At 71.9% G+C, this 18,172-nt stretch carries 18 protein-coding genes; 11 read left to right on the top strand and 7 right to left on the bottom strand.

Annotation, left to right across the window (positions count from 1 at the left end):
* Positions 1-124: 124 nt before the first annotated feature.
* Together ACF08B_RS12315 and ACF08B_RS12310 are read left to right on the top strand one after the other, a co-directional pair.
* A complete protein-coding gene (locus tag ACF08B_RS12315; protein ID WP_392317255.1) occupies positions 125-481 on the top strand; it encodes a YciI family protein in 357 nt (118 codons plus the stop codon).
* A gap of 110 nt (positions 482-591) precedes the next feature.
* Positions 592-1,842: an RNA polymerase sigma factor gene (locus ACF08B_RS12310; RefSeq protein ID WP_392317301.1), complete on the top strand. Its 1,251-nt coding sequence runs from the start codon at positions 592-594 to the stop codon at positions 1,840-1,842.
* Positions 1,843-1,870: 28 nt separating this feature from the next.
* On the opposite strand, the gene ACF08B_RS12305 is transcribed toward ACF08B_RS12310, so the two are convergent.
* Positions 1,871-3,058, bottom strand: coding sequence for a methyltransferase domain-containing protein (locus tag ACF08B_RS12305; RefSeq protein ID WP_392317254.1), 1,188 nt, complete (start codon positions 3,056-3,058; stop codon positions 1,871-1,873).
* A 90-nt stretch (positions 3,059-3,148) separates the two neighbouring features.
* Here ACF08B_RS12305 and ACF08B_RS12300 point away from each other — a divergent pair, with 90 nt between their 5' ends.
* The 4 genes from ACF08B_RS12300 (at position 3,149) to groL (ending at position 7,191) form a co-directional block, all read left to right on the top strand.
* The gene (locus tag ACF08B_RS12300) at positions 3,149-4,060 is read left to right on the top strand and encodes a polysaccharide deacetylase family protein (RefSeq protein WP_392317253.1); all 912 of its coding nucleotides are present in this window, start codon (positions 3,149-3,151) and stop codon (positions 4,058-4,060) included.
* Positions 4,057-4,875: a polysaccharide deacetylase family protein gene (locus ACF08B_RS12295; RefSeq protein WP_392317252.1), complete on the top strand. Its 819-nt coding sequence runs from the start codon at positions 4,057-4,059 to the stop codon at positions 4,873-4,875. The genes ACF08B_RS12300 and ACF08B_RS12295 overlap by 4 nt, the downstream gene beginning before the upstream one ends.
* Positions 4,876-5,130: 255 nt before the next feature.
* Positions 5,131-5,439, top strand: a complete 309-nt coding sequence (gene groES / locus ACF08B_RS12290; protein WP_057584642.1) for a co-chaperone GroES — start codon at positions 5,131-5,133, stop codon at positions 5,437-5,439.
* A 123-nt stretch (positions 5,440-5,562) separates the two neighbouring features.
* Positions 5,563-7,191, top strand: a complete 1,629-nt coding sequence (gene groL, locus ACF08B_RS12285) for a chaperonin GroEL (protein ID WP_073888669.1) — start codon at positions 5,563-5,565, stop codon at positions 7,189-7,191.
* 66 nt (positions 7,192-7,257) lie between these two features.
* Here groL and ACF08B_RS12280 read toward each other — a convergent pair whose 3' ends face one another.
* The 3 genes from ACF08B_RS12280 to ACF08B_RS12270 all read right to left on the bottom strand — a co-directional run bounded on the left by ACF08B_RS12280 (position 7,258) and on the right by ACF08B_RS12270 (position 9,533).
* The gene (locus ACF08B_RS12280; protein ID WP_392317251.1) at positions 7,258-7,965 is read right to left on the bottom strand and encodes an ester cyclase; all 708 of its coding nucleotides are present in this window, start codon (positions 7,963-7,965) and stop codon (positions 7,258-7,260) included.
* A gap of 74 nt (positions 7,966-8,039) precedes the next feature.
* Entirely contained in the window at positions 8,040-8,813 is a 774-nt protein-coding gene (locus ACF08B_RS12275; protein ID WP_093475404.1) for an SDR family oxidoreductase, read from the bottom strand.
* 51 nt (positions 8,814-8,864) lie between these two features.
* Positions 8,865-9,533 carry an MOSC domain-containing protein gene (locus ACF08B_RS12270; RefSeq protein WP_392317250.1) on the bottom strand — a complete coding sequence of 223 codons (669 nt, stop codon included), beginning with the start codon at positions 9,531-9,533 and terminating at the stop codon, positions 8,865-8,867.
* Between the two features lie 80 nt (positions 9,534-9,613).
* On the opposite strand from ACF08B_RS12270, the gene ACF08B_RS12265 reads away from it, so the two are divergent.
* On the top strand, positions 9,614-10,522 hold the full coding sequence (locus ACF08B_RS12265) for a LysR family transcriptional regulator (protein WP_093475401.1): 909 nt from the start codon (positions 9,614-9,616) through the stop codon (positions 10,520-10,522).
* 92 nt (positions 10,523-10,614) lie between these two features.
* Here ACF08B_RS12265 and ACF08B_RS12260 read toward each other — a convergent pair whose 3' ends face one another.
* Positions 10,615-10,944: a WhiB family transcriptional regulator gene (locus tag ACF08B_RS12260; RefSeq protein WP_392317249.1), complete on the bottom strand. Its 330-nt coding sequence runs from the start codon at positions 10,942-10,944 to the stop codon at positions 10,615-10,617.
* A 381-nt stretch (positions 10,945-11,325) separates the two neighbouring features.
* Here ACF08B_RS12260 and ACF08B_RS12255 point away from each other — a divergent pair, with 381 nt between their 5' ends.
* The 4 genes from ACF08B_RS12255 (at position 11,326) to ACF08B_RS12240 (ending at position 16,140) form a co-directional block, all read left to right on the top strand.
* The gene (locus tag ACF08B_RS12255; RefSeq protein ID WP_003948568.1) at positions 11,326-11,937 is read left to right on the top strand and encodes a response regulator transcription factor; all 612 of its coding nucleotides are present in this window, start codon (positions 11,326-11,328) and stop codon (positions 11,935-11,937) included.
* Positions 11,938-12,641: 704 nt separating this feature from the next.
* Complete coding sequence (locus ACF08B_RS12250; RefSeq protein ID WP_392317248.1) at positions 12,642-13,229, top strand: sigma-70 family RNA polymerase sigma factor; 588 nt, start codon at positions 12,642-12,644, stop codon at positions 13,227-13,229.
* Between the two features lie 162 nt (positions 13,230-13,391).
* Positions 13,392-14,900 carry an IMP dehydrogenase gene (gene guaB, locus ACF08B_RS12245; protein WP_392317247.1) on the top strand — a complete coding sequence of 503 codons (1,509 nt, stop codon included), beginning with the start codon at positions 13,392-13,394 and terminating at the stop codon, positions 14,898-14,900.
* 115 nt (positions 14,901-15,015) lie between these two features.
* Positions 15,016-16,140, top strand: a complete 1,125-nt coding sequence (locus ACF08B_RS12240) for a GuaB3 family IMP dehydrogenase-related protein (RefSeq protein WP_392170153.1) — start codon at positions 15,016-15,018, stop codon at positions 16,138-16,140.
* 67 nt (positions 16,141-16,207) lie between these two features.
* Here ACF08B_RS12240 and ACF08B_RS12235 read toward each other — a convergent pair whose 3' ends face one another.
* Both ACF08B_RS12235 and ACF08B_RS12230 read right to left on the bottom strand, forming a co-directional pair.
* Positions 16,208-16,753, bottom strand: coding sequence for a hypothetical protein (locus tag ACF08B_RS12235; protein ID WP_093697268.1), 546 nt, complete (start codon positions 16,751-16,753; stop codon positions 16,208-16,210).
* A gap of 167 nt (positions 16,754-16,920) precedes the next feature.
* The gene (locus tag ACF08B_RS12230; RefSeq protein WP_392317246.1) at positions 16,921-18,129 is read right to left on the bottom strand and encodes a nucleotide sugar dehydrogenase; all 1,209 of its coding nucleotides are present in this window, start codon (positions 18,127-18,129) and stop codon (positions 16,921-16,923) included.
* Positions 18,130-18,172 lie beyond the last annotated feature (43 nt).

Here is an 18,172-nt window from a genome sequence, read left to right as displayed (position 1 = left end):
GCGCAGAAATCGGCCGGAAAAAATCTTCGGGAAATTCCGCCGAGCCTGTCGATCCGGCCGTCTCCCGTTCGACGCATGGGTGAGCGGCGGGGAACGGTCCCGCCGCCCCACCGAAGGAGTCACCATGCCCCGCTTCCTGTCGCTCGTGCGCATCGACGAGAACTCCGCACCGGCGGAGGGCCCCAGCGAGGAGCTGATGCAGCGCATGGGCGCGCTGATCGAGGAGATCACCAAGGCCGGCGTGATGCTCGACACCGCGGGTCTCACCCCCTCCGCCCAGGGCACCCGGGTCACCTGGGAGGGCGGGAAGATCTCCGTCACCGACGGCCCCTTCACCGAGACCAAGGAGGTCGTCGGCGGCTACGCCCTCATGCAGTGCAAGGACAAGGCCGAGGCCCTGGAGTGGACCAAGCGGTTCCTCCAGGTCCACGAGGAGTTCTGGACCGTGACCTGCGAGGTCCGGGAGATCGCCGAGGGCTAGGCGTTCCTGGCGTTCCGCCGTCCAGGGGTGTTGCATGGTGGGCTGTGGAAACGCAGCCCACCGCACCGCAGCCGCCCGTCGCGCGGCCACCCGCCCCGGCGCCCGGCGCGGTGACCGACACCGTGCACGCGATCGAGACCGTCTTCCGGCTGGAGTCGCCCCGGGTGATCGCCGGTGTCGCCCGGATCGTCCGGGACGTCGGCATCGCCGAGGAACTGGCCCAGGACGCACTGGTCGCCGCCCTGGAGCGGTGGCCGCGCGACGGCGTGCCCGACAACCCCGGCGCCTGGCTCATGGCCACCGCCCGGCACCGGGCCGTCGACCTGATCCGGCGCCGCGAGACCTACGCCCGCAAACTCGCCGAGATCGGCCGCGACCTCGAGACCGTGGCGCCGCCCGCGGAACCCTCCGCCCCGGACGACATCGACGACGACCTGCTGCGGCTGGTGTTCACCACCTGCCACCCGGTGCTGTCCCCCGAGGCCCGCATCGCGCTCACCCTGCGCCTGCTGGGCGGCCTGACGACGGCGGAGATCGCCCGGGCCTTCCTGGTCCCGGAACCGACGACCGCCCAGCGCATCGTCCGCGCCAAACGCACCCTCGCCACGAAGAACGTCGCCTTCGAGGTGCCGTACGGCCCCGATCGCGAAGCCCGTCTCGGATCCGTCCTGGACGTCATCTACCTGATCTTCAACGAGGGGTACGCGGCCACCGCCGGCGACGACTGGCTGCGTCCCGGACTGTGCGAGGACGCCCTGCGCCTGGCCCGCGTGCTGTCCGCGCTGATGCCCAGGGAACCCGAGGTGCACGCGCTGACCTCGCTGCTGGAGTTCCAGGCGTCCCGGGCCGCCGCCCGCACCGGTCCCGACGGCGCACCGGTGCTGCTGCGCGACCAGAACCGCCGCCGCTGGAACCGCATGCTGATCGCCCGCGGCGTCCGGTCCCTCGCCCGCGCCGGGGCCACCGCGAGCGGTGGCCCCGGCCCCCACGCCCTCCAGGCGGCGATCGCCGCGTGTCACGCGCACGCGTACACGTACGAGGAGACCGACTGGCGCGCCATCGCCACCCTCTACGGCCTGCTGGCGGCCCGTGCCCCGTCTCCCGTGGTCGAGCTGAACCGGGCGGTCGCCGTCTCCCTGGCCGACGGTCCGGCCGAGGGCCTGAAGCTGGTCGACGCCCTGGCCGCGGAGCCGGCCCTGCGCGAGTACCACCTGCTGCCCAGCGTCCGCGGCGACCTGCTGGCCCGCCTGGGACGCACGGCCGAGGCCCGCGAGGAGTTCCTGCGGGCGGCGGAACTGGCCCGCAACGGACGCGAACGCGCCCTGCTGGAGTCCAGGCTCCGGTCCCTGCCGACCGGTTGAGGCCCGCCCCGGGGCGGGGAGCGAGGCCCTACGCCGCGCCGGGGCCCGAGGGCCGGGCGGGGGAGCCGATCAGCATGGTCGGTGCCCCCGCGACCCGGGTGAGGAACACGGTGGCCGAGTGGGGGCCCTGGGGCCTGACCTTGCGGCGCAGCTCCTCCGGCTCCACGGCCGAGCCGCGCTTCTTCACGGTCAGGATGCCGACCTCCCGCTCCCGCAGCAGGGCCTTCAGTCTCTTCACGTTGAACGGAAGCCGGTCGGTGATCTCGTAGGCCGAGGCGAACGCGGTGGGTCGCAGTTCGTCGGCCGTGACGTAGGCGATCGTCGCGTCGAGGAGTCCGCCGCCGACCTCCTCGGCCACCTCGGCGACCAGATGCGCACGGATCACGGCGCCGTCGGGCTCGTACAGATACCGTCCCACCGCACGCACCTGGGGGTCGGGCAGGCCGCGGCCGGGCAGGGTGCGCGGGCCGGGCAGGAGCGTGGCCCGGACGGTTCCGGCGGCCCCGGTGCCGAACCACAGCACGGCCTCCTTCACGTCCCCGCCGTCGGAGATCCACTCCGCCCCGGCCTCGGCCGGCACGGCCTCGTGCGGGATGCCCGGGGCGATCTTGAGAGCCGCCCGGGGGGCCGCGAGCGCCGCGCCGACCGCCCAGGACAGCGGCGGCGAGTACGCCTCGGGATCGAAGATGCGGCCGCGTCCGCCCCGCCGGGCCGGGTCCACGAACACCGCGTCGTACCCGGCGGTGTCCACCTCCGTGACGTCGGCCTCGCGCACCTCGATCAGGCCGGCGAGACCGAGCGCGTCGGCGTTCGCCCGGGCCACCGCCGCCGTCACCGGGTCCCGGTCGACGGCCAGCACCCGGATCCCCGCCCGCGCCAGCGCGATGGCGTCCCCGCCGATCCCGCAGCACAGGTCGGCCACCGAGGTCACGCCCAGCTCCGCGAACCGGCGTGCCCGGTACGCCGCCACCCGGGCCCGCGTCGACTGCTCGACGCCGTCGGGCGTGAAGAACATCCGCCCGGCGTCCTCGGCGCCGAACTTGGCCGCCGCCCGCTGCCGCAGCCGTGCCTGGCCGAGCGCGGCCGACACCAGCTCGGCCGGATGGTCGCGGCGCAGCCGGGTGGCCACGGCCAGCTCCTGTGCGGGCGCGGTGTCGCGCACCTCGTCGAGGAGGGCGCGGCCTTCGGGGGTGAGGAGGAGGGCGAGGTCGTTCACCGGGTCATTGTGGGCCAGTCGGTGGATGCTGTGCCTCCGGCGGAGGTGTCGGCCCGGGTTCGGGGAGGGGTCCTGCGAGGATCCGGCACCATGCGAGAAGTAGTACAAAATGACAAAAGCCGGACTCGTCTCCGGCGGCTGCTCCTCGGCGGCGGAGCCGCCACGCTGGCCACCGCGGCCCTCCTCGCCGGCTGCGCCGGCCCGGACTCCGGGCGCTCCGCGCCCGCCGAACGCGCCCCCGCGCAGGCCCTCGGCCCCGAGGCCCGCCAGGCCGCCGAACACGCCAGGCTGGCCGCCGCCGCCCGGCGCTGGGGACTGGACCGGGCCCCGCTGACGCCACCGGCGCCCCCCGCGAAGAAGCCGAGGATCACCGCCCGTGCCGGGTTCGAGGTGGACCACCAGGAGGACTGGAACCTGCCCCCGGTCTTCACCACGGTCCCCACCCGGCAGAAGGTCGTCTTCCTGACGATCGACGACGGCGCCGAGAAGGACCCGAAATTCCTCGCCATGATGCGGGAGCTGGGCGTCCCGTACACCGCCTTCCTCAGCAACTACCTGGTGAAGGACGACTACGCCTACTTCCGGGCGATGAAGGGCTACGGCAACACCCTCAACAACCACACGCTGCACCACCCCTACCTGCCGGGTCTGTCCTACGAGGAGCAGCGGGACGAGATCTGCGGCATGCAGGACATCATGAAGAGGCAGTTCGGCAAGGCGCCCACCGTCTTCCGCCCGCCGTACGGCAACTACAACCAGGACACCCTGGTCGCCGCCAAGTCCTGTGGCATCAAGTACGCGCCGATCTGGAACGAGGAGGTCTTCGTCGACCACTGGGAGTACCGCGAGGACGACCAGCGGCTGCGCCGCGGCGACATCGTCCTCACCCACTTCCGCGGCCGGGACGACTGGAACGGCACGATGGTCGACGACATGCGCCGCTTCCTGAACAAGGTCACGCGCGAGGGCTACGCGGTGGCCCGCCTGGAGGACTACCTGTGAGGCGGGCGCGGGGCCCGGCCGCGGTCCTCGCCGCGGCACTCCTCCTCACGGGCTGCGCGCAGTCAGTCGACCCCATCGAGCGCCTCGGCAAGAAGGCCGCCCAAGGGGTACGCCCGTCCGGCCCCGCCCCCGACCGCTCCTACCGCCACTGGGGCCTGACCGAGCCCCTGCGCCGCCCGCCCCGCCCCGCCGCCCGGCCCCTCGGGCTGGACCCGGACGGCGCGCGCGGCACCCTGCCACGTGTCCTGGACCGCGTCCCCACGGGCGACCCGGTCGTCTTCCTCACCTACGACGACGGCGCCGAGCAGGACCCCCGCTTCGTCGACATGGTCCGCGAACTCCGGCTCCCCGTGAGCATGTTCCTCACCGACAGCATCGCGGGCCCCGGCTACGGCCACTTCGCGCGGCTGCGCCGGCTCGGCGCCGGCATCCAGAACCACACCCTCGACCACCGCGCCCTGGCCGGTCAGCCGTACGCGGGCCAGCGCGCCGAGATCTGCGGCCAGCAGCACCGGCTGAGCGCCCGGCTCGGCGTCCGGGCCCGTCTCTTCCGCCCGCCCTACGGCACGTACGACCGCACCACCCTGCGCGCGGCGGCCGACTGCGGCATCTCGGCGGTCGTCCTGTGGCGCGCCGCCCTCACCCCGGCCGACCTCGTCTACACGAGCGGCGACCACCGGCTCCGCCCCGGCGACATCATCCTGGTCGGCCCGGACGAGTCCACGGGCCCCACCCTGAGGGAACGCACGACCCGTGTCCTGCGCCGGGTCCAGCAACGGGGCCTGACGGTGGGACGGCTGGAGGACTACCTGTAGGGCGGCCCCCGGCGACAGCGGGGCGGAGACCGGGTCGCATCACGGACTCCGGGCACCCGATTCCGCCGACGCGCCGCACGGCATTGGCACTCCGCTTGACCGAGTGCTAATCGCGGTCATAGTCTCGGCTCTGGCACTCCCCCCTGGAGAGTGCCAACACGCGACGGGCAGGTCCGGCACCCGCGACGACGGATCCACCTGGTCGCCACCTCAGACAGTTAACCCCGTGAGATCTCCGAAGGGGGAGGTCGGATCGTGACGACCACCAGCTCCAAGGTTGCCATCAAGCCGCTCGAGGACCGCATTGTGGTCCAGCCGCTCGACGCCGAGCAGACCACCGCCTCTGGCCTGGTCATCCCGGACACCGCGAAGGAGAAGCCCCAGGAGGGCGCCGTCCTCGCCGTGGGCCCGGGCCGTTTCGAGAACGGCGAGCGCCTTCCGCTCGACGTCAAGGTCGGCGACGTCGTCCTGTACAGCAAGTACGGCGGCACCGAGGTGAAGTACAACGGCGAGGAGTTCCTCGTCCTCTCGGCTCGCGACGTCCTCGCGATCATCGAGAAGTAAGACACCTCGAGCACCTTTGATGCTTGATGCTGCGCCCCTGGCCCCCGCGACCACATAAGAAGCCGGGCGCCCGGGGCGCAGTGCCTTTTACACCCACAGATTTCCGAGAGGGCTGCCGCTGTCATGGCGAAGATCCTGAAGTTCGACGAGGACGCCCGTCGCGCCCTGGAGCGCGGCGTCAACAAGCTGGCCGACACGGTGAAGGTGACGATCGGCCCCAAGGGCCGCAACGTCGTCATCGACAAGAAGTTCGGCGCCCCCACCATCACCAACGACGGTGTCACGATCGCCCGTGAGGTCGAGATCGAGGACCCGTACGAGAACCTCGGCGCGCAGCTGGTGAAGGAGGTGGCGACCAAGACCAACGACATCGCTGGTGACGGCACCACCACCGCCACCGTGCTGGCCCAGGCCCTGGTCCGCGAGGGCCTGCGCAACGTCGCCGCCGGCGCCTCCCCGGCCGCCCTCAAGAAGGGCATCGACGCCGCCGTCGCCGCCGTCTCCGAGGACCTGCTCGCCACGGCCCGCCCGATCGACGAGAAGTCCGACATCGCCGCGGTCGCCGCGCTGTCCGCCCAGGACCAGCAGGTCGGCGAGCTCATCGCCGAGGCGATGGACAAGGTCGGCAAGGACGGTGTCATCACCGTCGAGGAGTCCAACACCTTCGGTCTGGAGCTGGACTTCACCGAGGGCATGGCCTTCGACAAGGGTTACCTGTCGCCGTACTTCGTGACGGACCAGGAGCGCATGGAGGCCGTCCTCGACGAGCCCTACATCCTGATCACGCAGGGCAAGATCGGCGCGATCGCCGACCTGCTGCCGCTGCTGGAGAAGGTCATCCAGGCCAACTCCTCGCGCCCGCTGCTGATCATCGCCGAGGACGTCGAGGGCGAGGCCCTGTCGACCCTGGTCGTCAACAAGATCCGCGGCACCTTCAACGCCGTCGCGGTGAAGGCCCCCGGCTTCGGCGACCGCCGCAAGGCGATGCTGCAGGACATGGCCACCCTCACCGGCGCCACCGTCATCTCCGAGGAGGTCGGCCTCAAGCTCGACCAGGTCGGCATCGACGTGCTCGGCTCCGCCCGCCGCGTCACCGTCACCAAGGACGACACCACGATCGTCGACGGCGCCGGCAACAAGGCGGACGTCGAGGGCCGCGTCGCCCAGATCAAGGCCGAGATCGAGTCCACGGACTCCGACTGGGACCGCGAGAAGCTCCAGGAGCGCCTCGCGAAGCTGGCCGGCGGCGTGTGCGTGATCAAGGTCGGCGCCGCCACCGAGGTGGAGCTGAAGGAGAAGAAGCACCGTCTGGAGGACGCCATCTCCGCGACCCGCGCCGCGGTCGAGGAGGGCATCGTCTCCGGTGGTGGCTCCGCCCTGGTCCACGCCTCCAAGGTCCTCGAGGGCAACCTCGACAAGACCGGCGACGAGGCCACCGGTGTCTCCGTGGTCCGCAACGCCGTCGTCGAGCCGCTGCGCTGGATCGGTGAGAACGCCGGCCAGGAGGGCTACGTCATCGTGTCCAAGGTCAAGGACCTGGACAAGGGACAGGGCTACAACGCCGCCACCGGCGAGTACGGCGACCTGATCAAGGCCGGCGTCATCGACCCGGTGAAGGTCACCCGCTCCGCCCTGGAGAACGCCGCCTCCATCGCCTCCCTGCTGCTCACGACCGAGACCCTGGTCGTCGAGAAGAAGGAAGAGGAGCCGGAGGCCGCCGGCCACGGCCACTCGCACGGCCACGCCCACTGACGCACGTCAGGAACGGGACAGCAGGGCCCGGCACCCCTCGGGGTGCCGGGCCCTCGCCGTGCGCGGCTAGTTCTCCAGCGCGTCCAGCGCCCCCAGCTGCTCCATCAGACCCAGCCGGTCGTACTGCCACCAGCCCTCGCGGATCCTGCCCGTGCCGTCGAACCGGAAGACGGTCGTCCCCGTCATGGACACCTCCCGGCCGGTGTTCGGCAGGCCCAGGAACTCGCCCTTCTGGATGCCGTTCCACGTCCACCGGCTGCACACCCGGTCCCCCTGGGTGAGCTGGTCCTCGACCGTGAACGTGAAGTCGAAGCCGCCGCGCCACATCTCGATCTCGCGCCGCATGTTGTCCAGCCCGAGCGCGTCCTGCTCATTGCCCGGGTCGTGGTGGTGGTAGTTCTCCGCGAGCAGGCCGTTCAGCGGGGGCAGCGGTCCCCGCACGGAGATCGTCTCGAAGAAGCGGCGCGCGGCGGCCGCCTCCAGCGGCTCGTCGCGTACGACGTCCAGGTCGGTGAAGGTCGGCGTCCCGTCGCACAGGGCGGCCATCTCCCGGAAGATCCGGTCGGTCTCCGGCAGCTTCGAGTTCCGCATCGCCTCGTCGTACGACGGGAACTCCACGATCTCGACGACGTGCGAGGCGTCCGAACGGTCCGTGCCGATCACCGCGTGCGTCGCGGTGCGCTTCCCCCTGGTCTGTTCGACCCACTGGTCGATCAACCGGTTCATCTCGTCGAGCCGGCTGGTCCTGCAGTCGATGAGCTGTACGAACGTCATGGCGCCGCCTCCCGGCCCCCTGGGTCCGGATCCGTCCATCCCATTTTCCCACCGGAACGCGGGCGCCACCCGTCCTACTGGGGCCCGTACTTGCGTCCCGTCCGGGAGCTGATCCCGCCCAGCAGCCCGCGCGGGGTGACCTTCACCAGCCCCATCAGCGCCTTGTACCGCGGGTCCGGGACGGACAGCGACTTGCCGCGCGCCAGGTCCGCGAGCGCCGCCGCGACCAGCTTGTCGGCGTCCAGCCACATCCAGCCGGGGATGTTGTCCGTGCCCATGCCGGCCCGCTGGTGGAACTCGGTGCGCACGAAGCCCGGGCACAGCGCCATCAGGCGCACGCCGCTGCCCGCCAGGTCCTTCGCCGCGCCCTGCGTGAACTGCACGACCCACGCCTTGGACGCGCCGTACGTGCCGCGCGGCACGAAGGCGGCCACCGAGGCGACGTTGACGACCCCGCCCCGCCCGCGCTCCCGCATCGCCGCGGCCGCCGCCGACGTCAGCCGGAGCACCGCCTCGCAGTGCACCTTGAGCATCTTCAGCTCGTCCGCCATGGACACGTCCAGGTAGCGGCCCTTGTTGCCGAAGCCGGCGTTGTTGATCAGCAGGTCGACCGGGTTCTTCCGGTCGCCGAGCCGGTCGGCGACCGTCTCGATGCCCTTGTCCTCGGACAGGTCGGCGCTCAGCACCTCCACCTCGATGCCGTGCCGGTCGTGCAGTTCGGTCGCCTGCTCGCGCAGCCGCTTGGTGTCCCGGGCGACCAGGACGAGGTCGTGCCCGTCAGCCGCCAGCCGCCGCGCGAACGCGGCGCCGATCCCCGCGGTCGATCCCGTAATCAGAGCCGTTGTCATGGCCCAAGGGTAGTGACCCGCACCGACGGCGGCGCGGCCGGTGACGTGCCCTCAGCGGGCCTGTGCGGCGATGTACTTGCGGGCCGCGGCCAGCGACTCCGTGTGCAGCGCGTCGCCCGCGTCGAGCAGTCGCGGCAGCAGTTCCCGCTCGGTGGTGACCGCACGGAACTGCAGCGCCGCCGTCACCCCGTGCCCGGGCCGGTGCACGATCTCGATCGGATCGCCCGCCTGTATCCCGCCCGGCTCGATCACCCGGAGGTAGGCACCCGTTGCGCCCTTCCGTGTGAACCTCTTGACCCACCCGCGCTCGCCCAGATGGCCCTGGAACGTACGGCACGGGATCCGCCCGGAGGTCACCTCCAGCACCACCTCGGAACCGATCCGCCACCGCTCGCCGATCAGCGCGCCGGAGACGTCCAGGCCGGCCGTCGTCAGGTTCTCTCCGAAGCAACCGTTGGCCAACGATCGGCCGAGTTCGCGCTCCCAGTCGTCGAGGTCCTCGCGGGCGAACGCGTACACCGCCTGGTCGACCCCGCCGTGGTGCCGCAGGTCGCACACGGCGTCCCCGGCGAGCCCGCTCGCCCCGGTCCCCTTGGGGCCCGGCGCCGCCACCCGCACCGGCCCCTCGGCCGGCTTCTTGTCGATGCCCGTCACGCCTTCCGGCTGGTCCGTGTAGGGCACCGGCTGCGGGCGGCCCAGATTGACCGAGAGAAGCTGCATGCCGGGAACGGTACGTGAGCCTTCTCAAAGCGTCGAGCGGATTTGTGACGCCCTCCCCAAGCAGCCCTTATGCTCGAAGGGTGATCGAGGCCCGTCATCTCCGTGTCCTGCGCGCCGTCGCCACCACCGGTTCCTTCTCGGCGGCGGGGCGCGAACTGGGCTGCACCCAGCCCGCCGTCAGCCAGCAGATGAAGGCCCTGGAAGCCTCGGTCGGCACGCCGCTGCTCGTGCGCACCGGCCGCGAGATGCGGCTCACCCAGGCCGGCGAGGCCCTGGTCCGGCACGCCTCCGGCATCCTGGCGGGCCTCACCGCGGCCGAGGAGGAGGTCGCCGCGATCGCGGGCCTGAGGGCGGGCCGGGTCCGGCTGGTCTCCTTCCCCAGCGGCAGCTCCACCCTGGTGCCCACCGCCCTGGCCGCCCTGCGCGCCGCCCATCCGGGCACCCGTGTCTCCCTGGAGGAGGCCGAGCCCCCCAAGTCCGTGGACCTTCTGCGGGAGGGGGACTGCGACCTCGCCCTCGCCTTCCGCTACGAGGGCGCCGCCACCGCCGAGGACTGGGACGACCTCGTCGTACGGCCCCTGTTGACGGACCGCCTGGTCGCCCTCGTGCCCGAGCGGCACCGGATCGCGCGCGCGGAGAGCGTCGCCATCGGTGAACTGGCCGAGGAGCCCTGGATCGCGGGCTGCCCGCGCTGCCGCGGCCAGCTCGTGCAGGTGTGCGAGGGAGCCGGCTTCACCCCGCGCATCGACTTCGCCACCGACGACTATCCGGCGGTGGTCGGCCTGGTCGGCGCCGGGCTGGGGGTCGCCGTACTGCCGCAGCTCGCGGTGGAGTCGGTGCGGCCCCGGGGGGTGCGGGCGGTGCGACTGGAGCCCGCGGTACGACGGGAGATCGTCGCTCTCACCCTGCCGGACCTGGCACAGGTGCCGACCGTGGCGGCGACGCTGGAACAGCTGGCCCGGGCGGCCCGGGCGGCCGGGCGTCCGTAGAAAGGGCCGCGGCAGAGTCGAGGGCACGCCTTCCCGCGTGCCCAGGAGGGGATGGGACGCACCCGGTGGTCTGTGGGTGCTGAAACGTTCCTTCAGTGGTTCGAGGCGGTGTCGCCGCTGGTGCTCGATGCCGTCACCAGGCGGTTGCGTGCCCGCCCCATCAACTCCTCACGCTCGTCCTCGGTCAAGCCGCCCCACACTCCGTACGGCTCGCGCACCGCCAACGCGTGCGCCGCGCACTCCGCACGGACGGGGCACCTCATGCAGACCTCCTTGGCCGAGTTCTCGCGAGCGCTCCGAGCCGCCCCGCGCTCGCCCTCCGGGTGAAAAAAGAGCGAGCTGTCCACCCCGCGGCAGGCAGCGAGCAGCTGCCAGTCCCACAGGTCCGCGTTCGGTCCGGGAAGGCGGGAGAAATCTGCCATTACGTGACCCCTTGTAGCCGTTCTGGGCGGATACGGTGCCAACGACCGTACATCTCCGGTCTAAGGAGATGAAAATATGACTCATTGCGAATCTAGCCCCGGACACTGCGAAACGGGAAGAAAAAGGGCTGAATGGGGCATAGGTTGTGATGAAAAGTTGAGGGTCCGTCGGGCATGTCTGCACCGTGTCGACGCCCTCACGTAGAGTGCCGAAGACGGCACGCGGCCCCGTAACTCTTTCGAGTGACCGTCGTTGAGAGTGCGGAGGCGGTTGAAAACACAAGCGCTCGGGCAGGCGTCCGAGACGGTCGACCGCACAGGTGACGATTCCGTACCAGCCTGGAGGCTCAAGGTGACGCGCATCAGCTGCGGAGGGCGGTCATGACTTCCGTCCTCGTCTGCGACGACTCCCCGCTTGCCCGAGAGGCGCTCCGCCGCGCGGTCGCGACCGTGCCCGGTGTCGAGCGCGTGACGACGGCGGCCAACGGCGAGGAAGTCCTCCGCCGCTGGGGCGCCGACCGCTCCGACCTCATCCTGATGGACGTGCGCATGCCCGGCCTGGGCGGGGTGGAGACCGTCCGCCGGCTGCTCTCCGCCGACCCCGGCGCACGCATCATCATGCTCACCGTCGCGGAGGACCTCGACGGTGTGGCCCTCGCGGTCGCCGCCGGCGCCCGCGGCTACCTGCACAAGGACGCCTCGCGCGCGGAGTTGCGCGCGACGGTGACGCAGGCGCTGGCCGACCCGACCTGGCGACTGGCCCCGCGCCGGCTCCGCTCGGCCGAGATGGGTGCCGCGCCGACGCTGACCGCGCGGGAGATCCAGGTCCTGGAGGGCATGAGCCACGGCCGCTCCAACGCGGAGATCGGCCGCGAGCTGTTCCTCTCCGAGGACACCGTCAAGACCCACGCCCGGCGCCTGTTCAAGAAGCTCGGCGCCTCGGACCGGGCCCACGCGGTGGCGCTCGGCTTCCGCTGGGGACTGGTCCGGTAGGACATGCGCAGCCCTGCGGGGCAGGCGGGACCGGAACGCACCGGGCACCGTTCCCGACGCCGGGAACGGCTCCGCCTCCCTCGGCAGCAGCCGGACGGCACGACGGGACCCGGGCGGTGTGCGCCGCGTCCCCCGCGGACGCGCGGCCGCCCGGCAGCTCGGGCGTGCCCCGGCGACCGGGTCGCCGGCCGCGGTTCACGGGCCGCAGCACCCACCGCTCCAGAGGAAGGCGCGGGACGCGCCCGTGCCCGCACCGGGCCGGCCGGGCCCGGCTCCCGGCGAGGTGTGCGTCACCCCCAAAGCGTGCCGAAGGGCCGCTCCGGAACCACGTCCGCCGGCGCCCGCCGCACCGTGACGCCGGGGCGGGCGGCGGCCCGCCGCCGTGCCCCGTACCAGGAAAGACCCTGTGTTCCGGGGCCGTTCGGCGAAGGGCGGGACGTTGCCCGCGCCGGCCGTTGCCGCGCCCCGCGCGGGACTCCGCCGGAGCCACCCGCGGGCGGTGCGCAAGGCGACCCGCCGGACGCGCGCTGCTCGTTTCGGCGCGGATGCCGCATCCTTGAGGTGTGGAGTCTCTCGGGGACGAGTCGGTCGAGCGGAAGGGGAGGGCGCAGGGGATGAGTGCCGGCGCACCTGCTCATAACGCTTCGGTGCACAACCACGAGCACAATGCGACGGACCGGACGGCCGCAGGGCACGATGGACCGATGCGCGACGAGGAGGCGGGCACGGCCCGCGGGGCGATCGGCCCGCTCGTGCACCGCGCCGTCGACGGGGACGAGCAGGCCACGCACGATCTGCTCGCGCACGTGCACCCGCTGGCGCTGCGCTACTGCCGCACCCGGCTGTCCCGGCTGCCCGGCGACGCCCGCCACTTCGTCGAGGACCTCGCCCAGGAGGTCTGCGTGGCGGTGCTGCTCGCCCTGCCGCGCTACCGCGACACCGGCCGCCCCTTCGAGGCGTTCGTCTTCGCCATCGCCTCCCACAAGGTCGCCGACCTGCAGCGGGCCGCCATGCGCCACCCCGGCTCCACGGCGGTGCCGTCCGACGAGATGCCCGAGCGCCCCGACGACTCCCTCGGCCCCGAGGAGCGCGCCCTGCTCAGCAGCGACGCGGAATGGGCCAAGAAGCTGCTGGCCAACCTCCCGGAGAACCAGCGCGAGCTGCTGCTGCTGCGCATCGCGGTGGGCTTGACCGCGGAGGAGACCGGGCAGATGTTGGGAATGTCACCCGGCGCCGTCCGGGTCGCCCAGCACCGGGCGCTGAGCCGCCTCAGGGCGCTCGCCGAGCAGTAATCCCCCTGGGCGGAGCATCGACGGCTCGCGGCTGAACGTGCGCGCCGTCATTTCCGTACGAACATACGAAGCCTGAAGTCACCCCGTACCGTGGAATTTGCTGTCGATGCTTCCCGTTAGCATGGACATCCGCACCGATCAAGGCCATTTGGGGAAGGTGTCATGACTGCCAACGTCGACGGAGTGCCCGGAAAATTCGCGACACTCGGGCTGACCTACGACGACGTGCTGCTGCTGCCGGGCGCGTCGGACATGGCGCCCGACGAGATCGACACCGCCTCGCACGTCTCCCGGAACGTGCGGGTCAACATCCCGCTCCTGTCCGCCGCCATGGACAAGGTGACCGAGTCCCGCATGGCGATCGCGATGGCCCGCCAGGGCGGTGTCGGCGTCCTGCACCGCAACCTCTCCATCGAGGACCAGGCCAACCAGGTCGACCTGGTGAAGCGCTCCGAGTCCGGCATGGTCACCGACCCGATCACCATCCACCCGGAGGCCACGCTCGCCGAGGCCGACGCGCTGTGCGCCAAGTTCCGCATCAGCGGCGTCCCGGTGACCGACGGCGACAAGAAGCTCCTCGGCATCGTCACCAACCGCGACATGGCCTTCGAGAGCGACCGCAGCCGCCGGGTGCACGAGGTCATGACCCCGATGCCGCTGGTCACCGGCAAGGTCGGCATCTCCGGCCCCGAGGCCATGGAACTGCTGCGCAAGCACAAGATCGAGAAGCTGCCGCTGGTCGACGACGCCGGTGTCCTCAAGGGCCTGATCACCGTCAAGGACTTCGTCAAGGCGGAGAAGTACCCGAGCGCCGCCAAGGACGCGGACGGCCGCCTCCTGGTCGGTGCCGCCGTCGGTGTGGCCGGTGACGCCTTCGAGCGCGCCCAGGCGCTGATCGAGAACGGCGTCGACTTCATCGTCGTGGACACCGCCCACGGCCACTCCCGCCTGGTCGGCGACATGATCGCCAAGATCAAGTCGAACTCCTCCGGCGTCGACGTCATCGGCGGCAACGTCGCCACCCGCGACGGCGCCAAGTCCCTGGTCGACGCGGGCGCCGACGGTATCAAGGTCGGTGTCGGCCCCGGCTCCATCTGCACCACCCGCGTGGTCGCCGGCGTCGGCGTCCCGCAGGTCACCGCGATCTACGAGGCCGCACTCGCCGCCAAGGACGCGGGTGTCCCGGTGATCGGCGACGGTGGTCTGCAGTACTCCGGAGACATCGCCAAGGCCCTGGTCGCGGGCGCCGACACGGTCATGCTCGGCTCGCTGCTCGCCGGCTGCGAGGAGTCCCCGGGCGAGCTGCTCTTCATCAACGGCAAGCAGTTCAAGTCGTACCGCGGCATGGGCTCGCTCGCCGCCATGCAGACCCGCGGCGACCGCCGGTCGTTCTCCAAGGACCGCTACTTCCAGGAGGGCGTCGCCTCCGACGAGCAGCTGATCCCCGAGGGCATCGAGGGCCAGGTGCCCTACCGCGGCCCGCTGGCCTCCGTCGTCCACCAGCTGGTCGGCGGTCTGCGCCAGTCGATGTTCTACGTCGGCGGCCGCACCGTTCCGGACCTTCAGGCCAACGGCCGCTTCGTGCGGATCACGTCCGCGGGCCTGAAGGAGAGCCACCCGCACGACATCCAGATGACGGTCGAGGCGCCGAACTACAGCAGCAAGAAGTGACGTACGCGCGCGTATGAGGCCACGCAGGGGCGGCTCCGGAGCATCCGGGGCCGCCCCTGCCGTGCCCGTCGGCGATACTGGAAGGCGCTGCAACGCATAGGGAAAGGCCACCAACGTGACTGAGATCGAGATCGGGCGCGGCAAGCGCGGCCGCCGGGCGTACGCCTTCGACGACATCGCCGTCGTCCCCAGCCGCCGTACGCGGGACCCGAAGGAGGTCTCGATCGCCTGGCAGATCGACGCCTACCGCTTCGAGCTGCCGTTCCTGGCCGCCCCCATGGACTCCGTGGTCTCCCCGGCCACCGCGATCCGCATCGGCGAGATGGGCGGCCTCGGCGTGCTCAACCTCGAGGGCCTGTGGACGCGGTACGAGGACCCGCAGCCGCTGCTCGACGAGATCGCCGGGCTGCCCGCCGAGCAGGCGACCCGCCGCCTCCAGGAGATCTACGCGGCTCCCATCAAGGAGGAGCTGATCGGCGCGCGCATCAAGGAGGTGCGCGACTCCGGTGTGGTCACCGCGGCCGCGCTCTCCCCGCAGCGCACCGCCCAGTTCTCCAAGGCGGTCGTGGACGCGGGTGTGGACATCTTCGTCATCCGCGGTACGACGGTCTCCGCGGAGCACGTCTCGTCCTCGCACGAGCCGCTGAACCTCAAGCAGTTCATCTACGAGCTGGACGTCCCGGTGATCGTCGGCGGCTGCGCCACGTACACCGCCGCCCTGCACCTCATGCGCACCGGCGCGGCCGGCGTCCTGGTCGGCTTCGGCGGCGGCGCGGCGCACACCACGCGCAACGTCCTCGGCATCCAGGTCCCGATGGCCACCGCCGTCGCCGACGTGGCCGCGGCCCGCCGCGACTACATGGACGAGTCCGGCGGCCGGTACGTGCACGTGATCGCGGACGGCGGGGTCGGCTGGTCCGGCGACCTGCCCAAGGCGATCGCCTGCGGTGCCGACTCGGTGATGATGGGCTCCCCGCTGGCCCGTGCCACGGACGTGCCCGGCAAGGGCCACCACTGGGGCATGGAGGCGGTCAACGAGGAGCTGCCGCGCGGCCAGAAGGTCGACCTCGGCACGGTCGGCACCCTGGAGGAGATCCTCACCGGCCCGTCCCACACCCCGGACGGGTCCATGAACTTCTTCGGTGCCCTGCGCCGCGCCATGGCCACGACCGGCTACAGCGAGCTGAAGGAGTTCCAGCGGGTCGAGGTGACGGTGGCGGACAGCCAGCACCGGCGCTGATCCGTACGACGCGAAGGGCCCGGCCACCGATGCGGTGGCCGGGCCCTTTCCCGTGCGGGCGGCTCGCCTACTGGGCGGCCTTCTTGCTGCCGGAGAACGCGGCGAACGCGGCGATCGCGAAGAACACGAAGGTGAGCGGATCGGCGTCCTCCTTCCAGACCTTCTGGACCACGTCGAAGTGCTGGAAGAACAGCTCGCTGAAGCTCACGTGCAGCTGGTCCGCGCCGATCATGGCCTCGCCGACCAGCTGGCCGATGTAGACCGCGCCCAGCGCGAGGATCGCGCTGACGACGGGGAGGACCGGGTTGTTGCCACCGGCCTTGCCGGCCGCGAGACCGATGACGAAGCCGACACCGACGGCCGCCCAGCCGATCTCGTGCTTGGTGCCGCCGATGATGAGGCCGTACAGGGCGGCCGTGGCCACGGCGGCGACGACGGCCGCGACCAGGCCGAGGGCGATGTTGTTGCGGCTGGGCGCGGCCGGCGCCGGCGGCGCGAAGGCGCCCGGCTGCGGCGGGTACGGCGCTCCCGGGGCGGGCGCCGGCGCCTCCTTCGCGAACGGGTTGCCGTCGACCGGCCCCGGCTGCGGCGGCTGCGGAGCTGACTGGCTCATGACAGGAATCCCCCCGTGTTGTGCACAACTGGATGGCGGAAAAGAATGACATGCGCACGCGAATGCGGCGAGTCCGAGGGAGACTAACAGCCGGGGACGACAACGCCCCCGGCTGTTTTCCGTTCGTGACCGCTTTCCGTGCGCGATCGTTTTCGGCCAGTGCCCGCCTAGAGCCGGTGCGCCGCTCCCGTGGGGGTGGCCCCCCGCGTGTCCAGCAGCAGCTGGGCCTTCACCGACAGGCCCTGGAGGTCGTAGGTGCGGTGCGGCTGGAGCAGGATCGTCAGGTCGGCGTCGGCGGCCGCCTCGTACAGGGAGTCCGCGCGCGGGACCGGGCGGTCCAGGACGTTCCACGCGGGCACGTGGGGGTCGTGGTAGCTGACGGAGGCGCCCAGTTCCATCAGCCGGATCGCGATCTCCCGCGCGGGCGTGCCCTGCAGATCGGCGAGGTCGGCCTTGTAGGTGACGCCGAGCAGCAGGACGCGGGCACCGCGGGCGGACTTGCCGTGCTCGTTGAGGAGGGTGGCGGCGCGCTGGACGACGTAGCGGGGCATGCGGTGGTTGACCTGCTGGGCCAGCTCCACCATGCGCAGCGTGCGGCCGGCGTGCCCGGTGAGGTCCTGCGGGGCGCCGTGGCCGCCGACGCCCGGTCCCGGCCGGAACGCCTGGAAGCCGAAGGGCTTGGTCTCCGCGCAGCGGACGACGTCCCACAGGTCGACGCCCAGATCGTGGCAGAGCACGGCCATCTCGTTGACGAGGGCGATGTTCACGTGCCGGAAGTTGGTCTCCAGCAGCTGCACGGTCTCCGCCTCGCGCAGCCCGCGCGCGCGTACGACCTTGTCGGTGAGCCGGCCGTAGAAGGCGGCCGCCGACTCGGTGCAGGCGGGGGTGAGCCCGCCGATGACCTTGGGGGTGTTGCCGGGGGTGTGGTCGCGGTTGCCGGGGTCGACCCGGCTGGGGGAGTAGGCGAGGTGGAAGTCGCGTCCGGCCCGCAGGCCCGAGCCCTCCTCCAGCAGGGGGCGCAGGAACTTCTCCGTCGTCCCGGGCAGCACCGGGGACTCCAGGATGACCGTGGTGTGCGGGCGGAGCCGCGCGGCCAGGGTGCGGGCGGCGGACTCGACCTGACCGAGGTCGACCCCGCCGTCGGCGCCGCGCGGGGTCGGCGCGCAGATCACCGCGGTGCGCACCCGGCCGAGCTGGGCCGGGTCGGTGACGGGCCGGAAGCCCGCGGAGTGCATCCGGCGCAGTTCGGCGGGGCTCAGCGAGCCCGCCTCCGGGCCGGTGGCGTAGCCGACGGTGTGGATGCCCGCCGCGACCGCGGCTTGGGCGAGCGGCAAGCCGTAGGGGCCGAGTCCGATGACGGCGAGGTCTGCGGGCATGCGTGGGCCGTCCTTCCCAATAGCCGGAGCGGGACAGGTGCGC

Source organism: Streptomyces sp. NPDC015139 (genome assembly GCF_043079785.1).
Classification (GTDB): Bacteria; Actinomycetota; Actinomycetes; order Streptomycetales; family Streptomycetaceae; genus Streptomyces; species Streptomyces albidocamelliae.
This window is presented reverse-complemented; position numbering and strand designations above follow the sequence as displayed.

Bases quoted from the DNA above. Each gene is read 5' to 3' on its own strand.
- ACF08B_RS12315 (WP_392317255.1), top strand. From the start codon at position 125: ATGCCCCGCTTCCTGTCGCTCGTGCGCATCGACGAGAACTCCGCACCG.
- ACF08B_RS12300 (WP_392317253.1), top strand. From the start codon at position 3,149: ATGCGAGAAGTAGTACAAAATGACAAAAGCCGGACTCGTCTCCGGCGG.
- groL (WP_073888669.1), top strand. From the start codon at position 5,563: ATGGCGAAGATCCTGAAGTTCGACGAGGACGCCCGTCGCGCCCTGGAG.
- ACF08B_RS12280 (WP_392317251.1), bottom strand. From the start codon at position 7,965: ATGACGTTCGTACAGCTCATCGACTGCAGGACCAGCCGGCTCGACGAG.
- ACF08B_RS12275 (WP_093475404.1), bottom strand. From the start codon at position 8,813: ATGACAACGGCTCTGATTACGGGATCGACCGCGGGGATCGGCGCCGCG.
- ACF08B_RS12270 (WP_392317250.1), bottom strand. From the start codon at position 9,533: ATGCAGCTTCTCTCGGTCAATCTGGGCCGCCCGCAGCCGGTGCCCTAC.
- ACF08B_RS12260 (WP_392317249.1), bottom strand. From the start codon at position 10,944: ATGGCAGATTTCTCCCGCCTTCCCGGACCGAACGCGGACCTGTGGGAC.
- ACF08B_RS12255 (WP_003948568.1), top strand. From the start codon at position 11,326: ATGACTTCCGTCCTCGTCTGCGACGACTCCCCGCTTGCCCGAGAGGCG.
- ACF08B_RS12250 (WP_392317248.1), top strand. From the start codon at position 12,642: ATGCGCGACGAGGAGGCGGGCACGGCCCGCGGGGCGATCGGCCCGCTC.
- guaB (WP_392317247.1), top strand. From the start codon at position 13,392: ATGACTGCCAACGTCGACGGAGTGCCCGGAAAATTCGCGACACTCGGG.
- ACF08B_RS12235 (WP_093697268.1), bottom strand. From the start codon at position 16,753: ATGAGCCAGTCAGCTCCGCAGCCGCCGCAGCCGGGGCCGGTCGACGGC.
- ACF08B_RS12230 (WP_392317246.1), bottom strand. From the start codon at position 18,129: ATGCCCGCAGACCTCGCCGTCATCGGACTCGGCCCCTACGGCTTGCCG.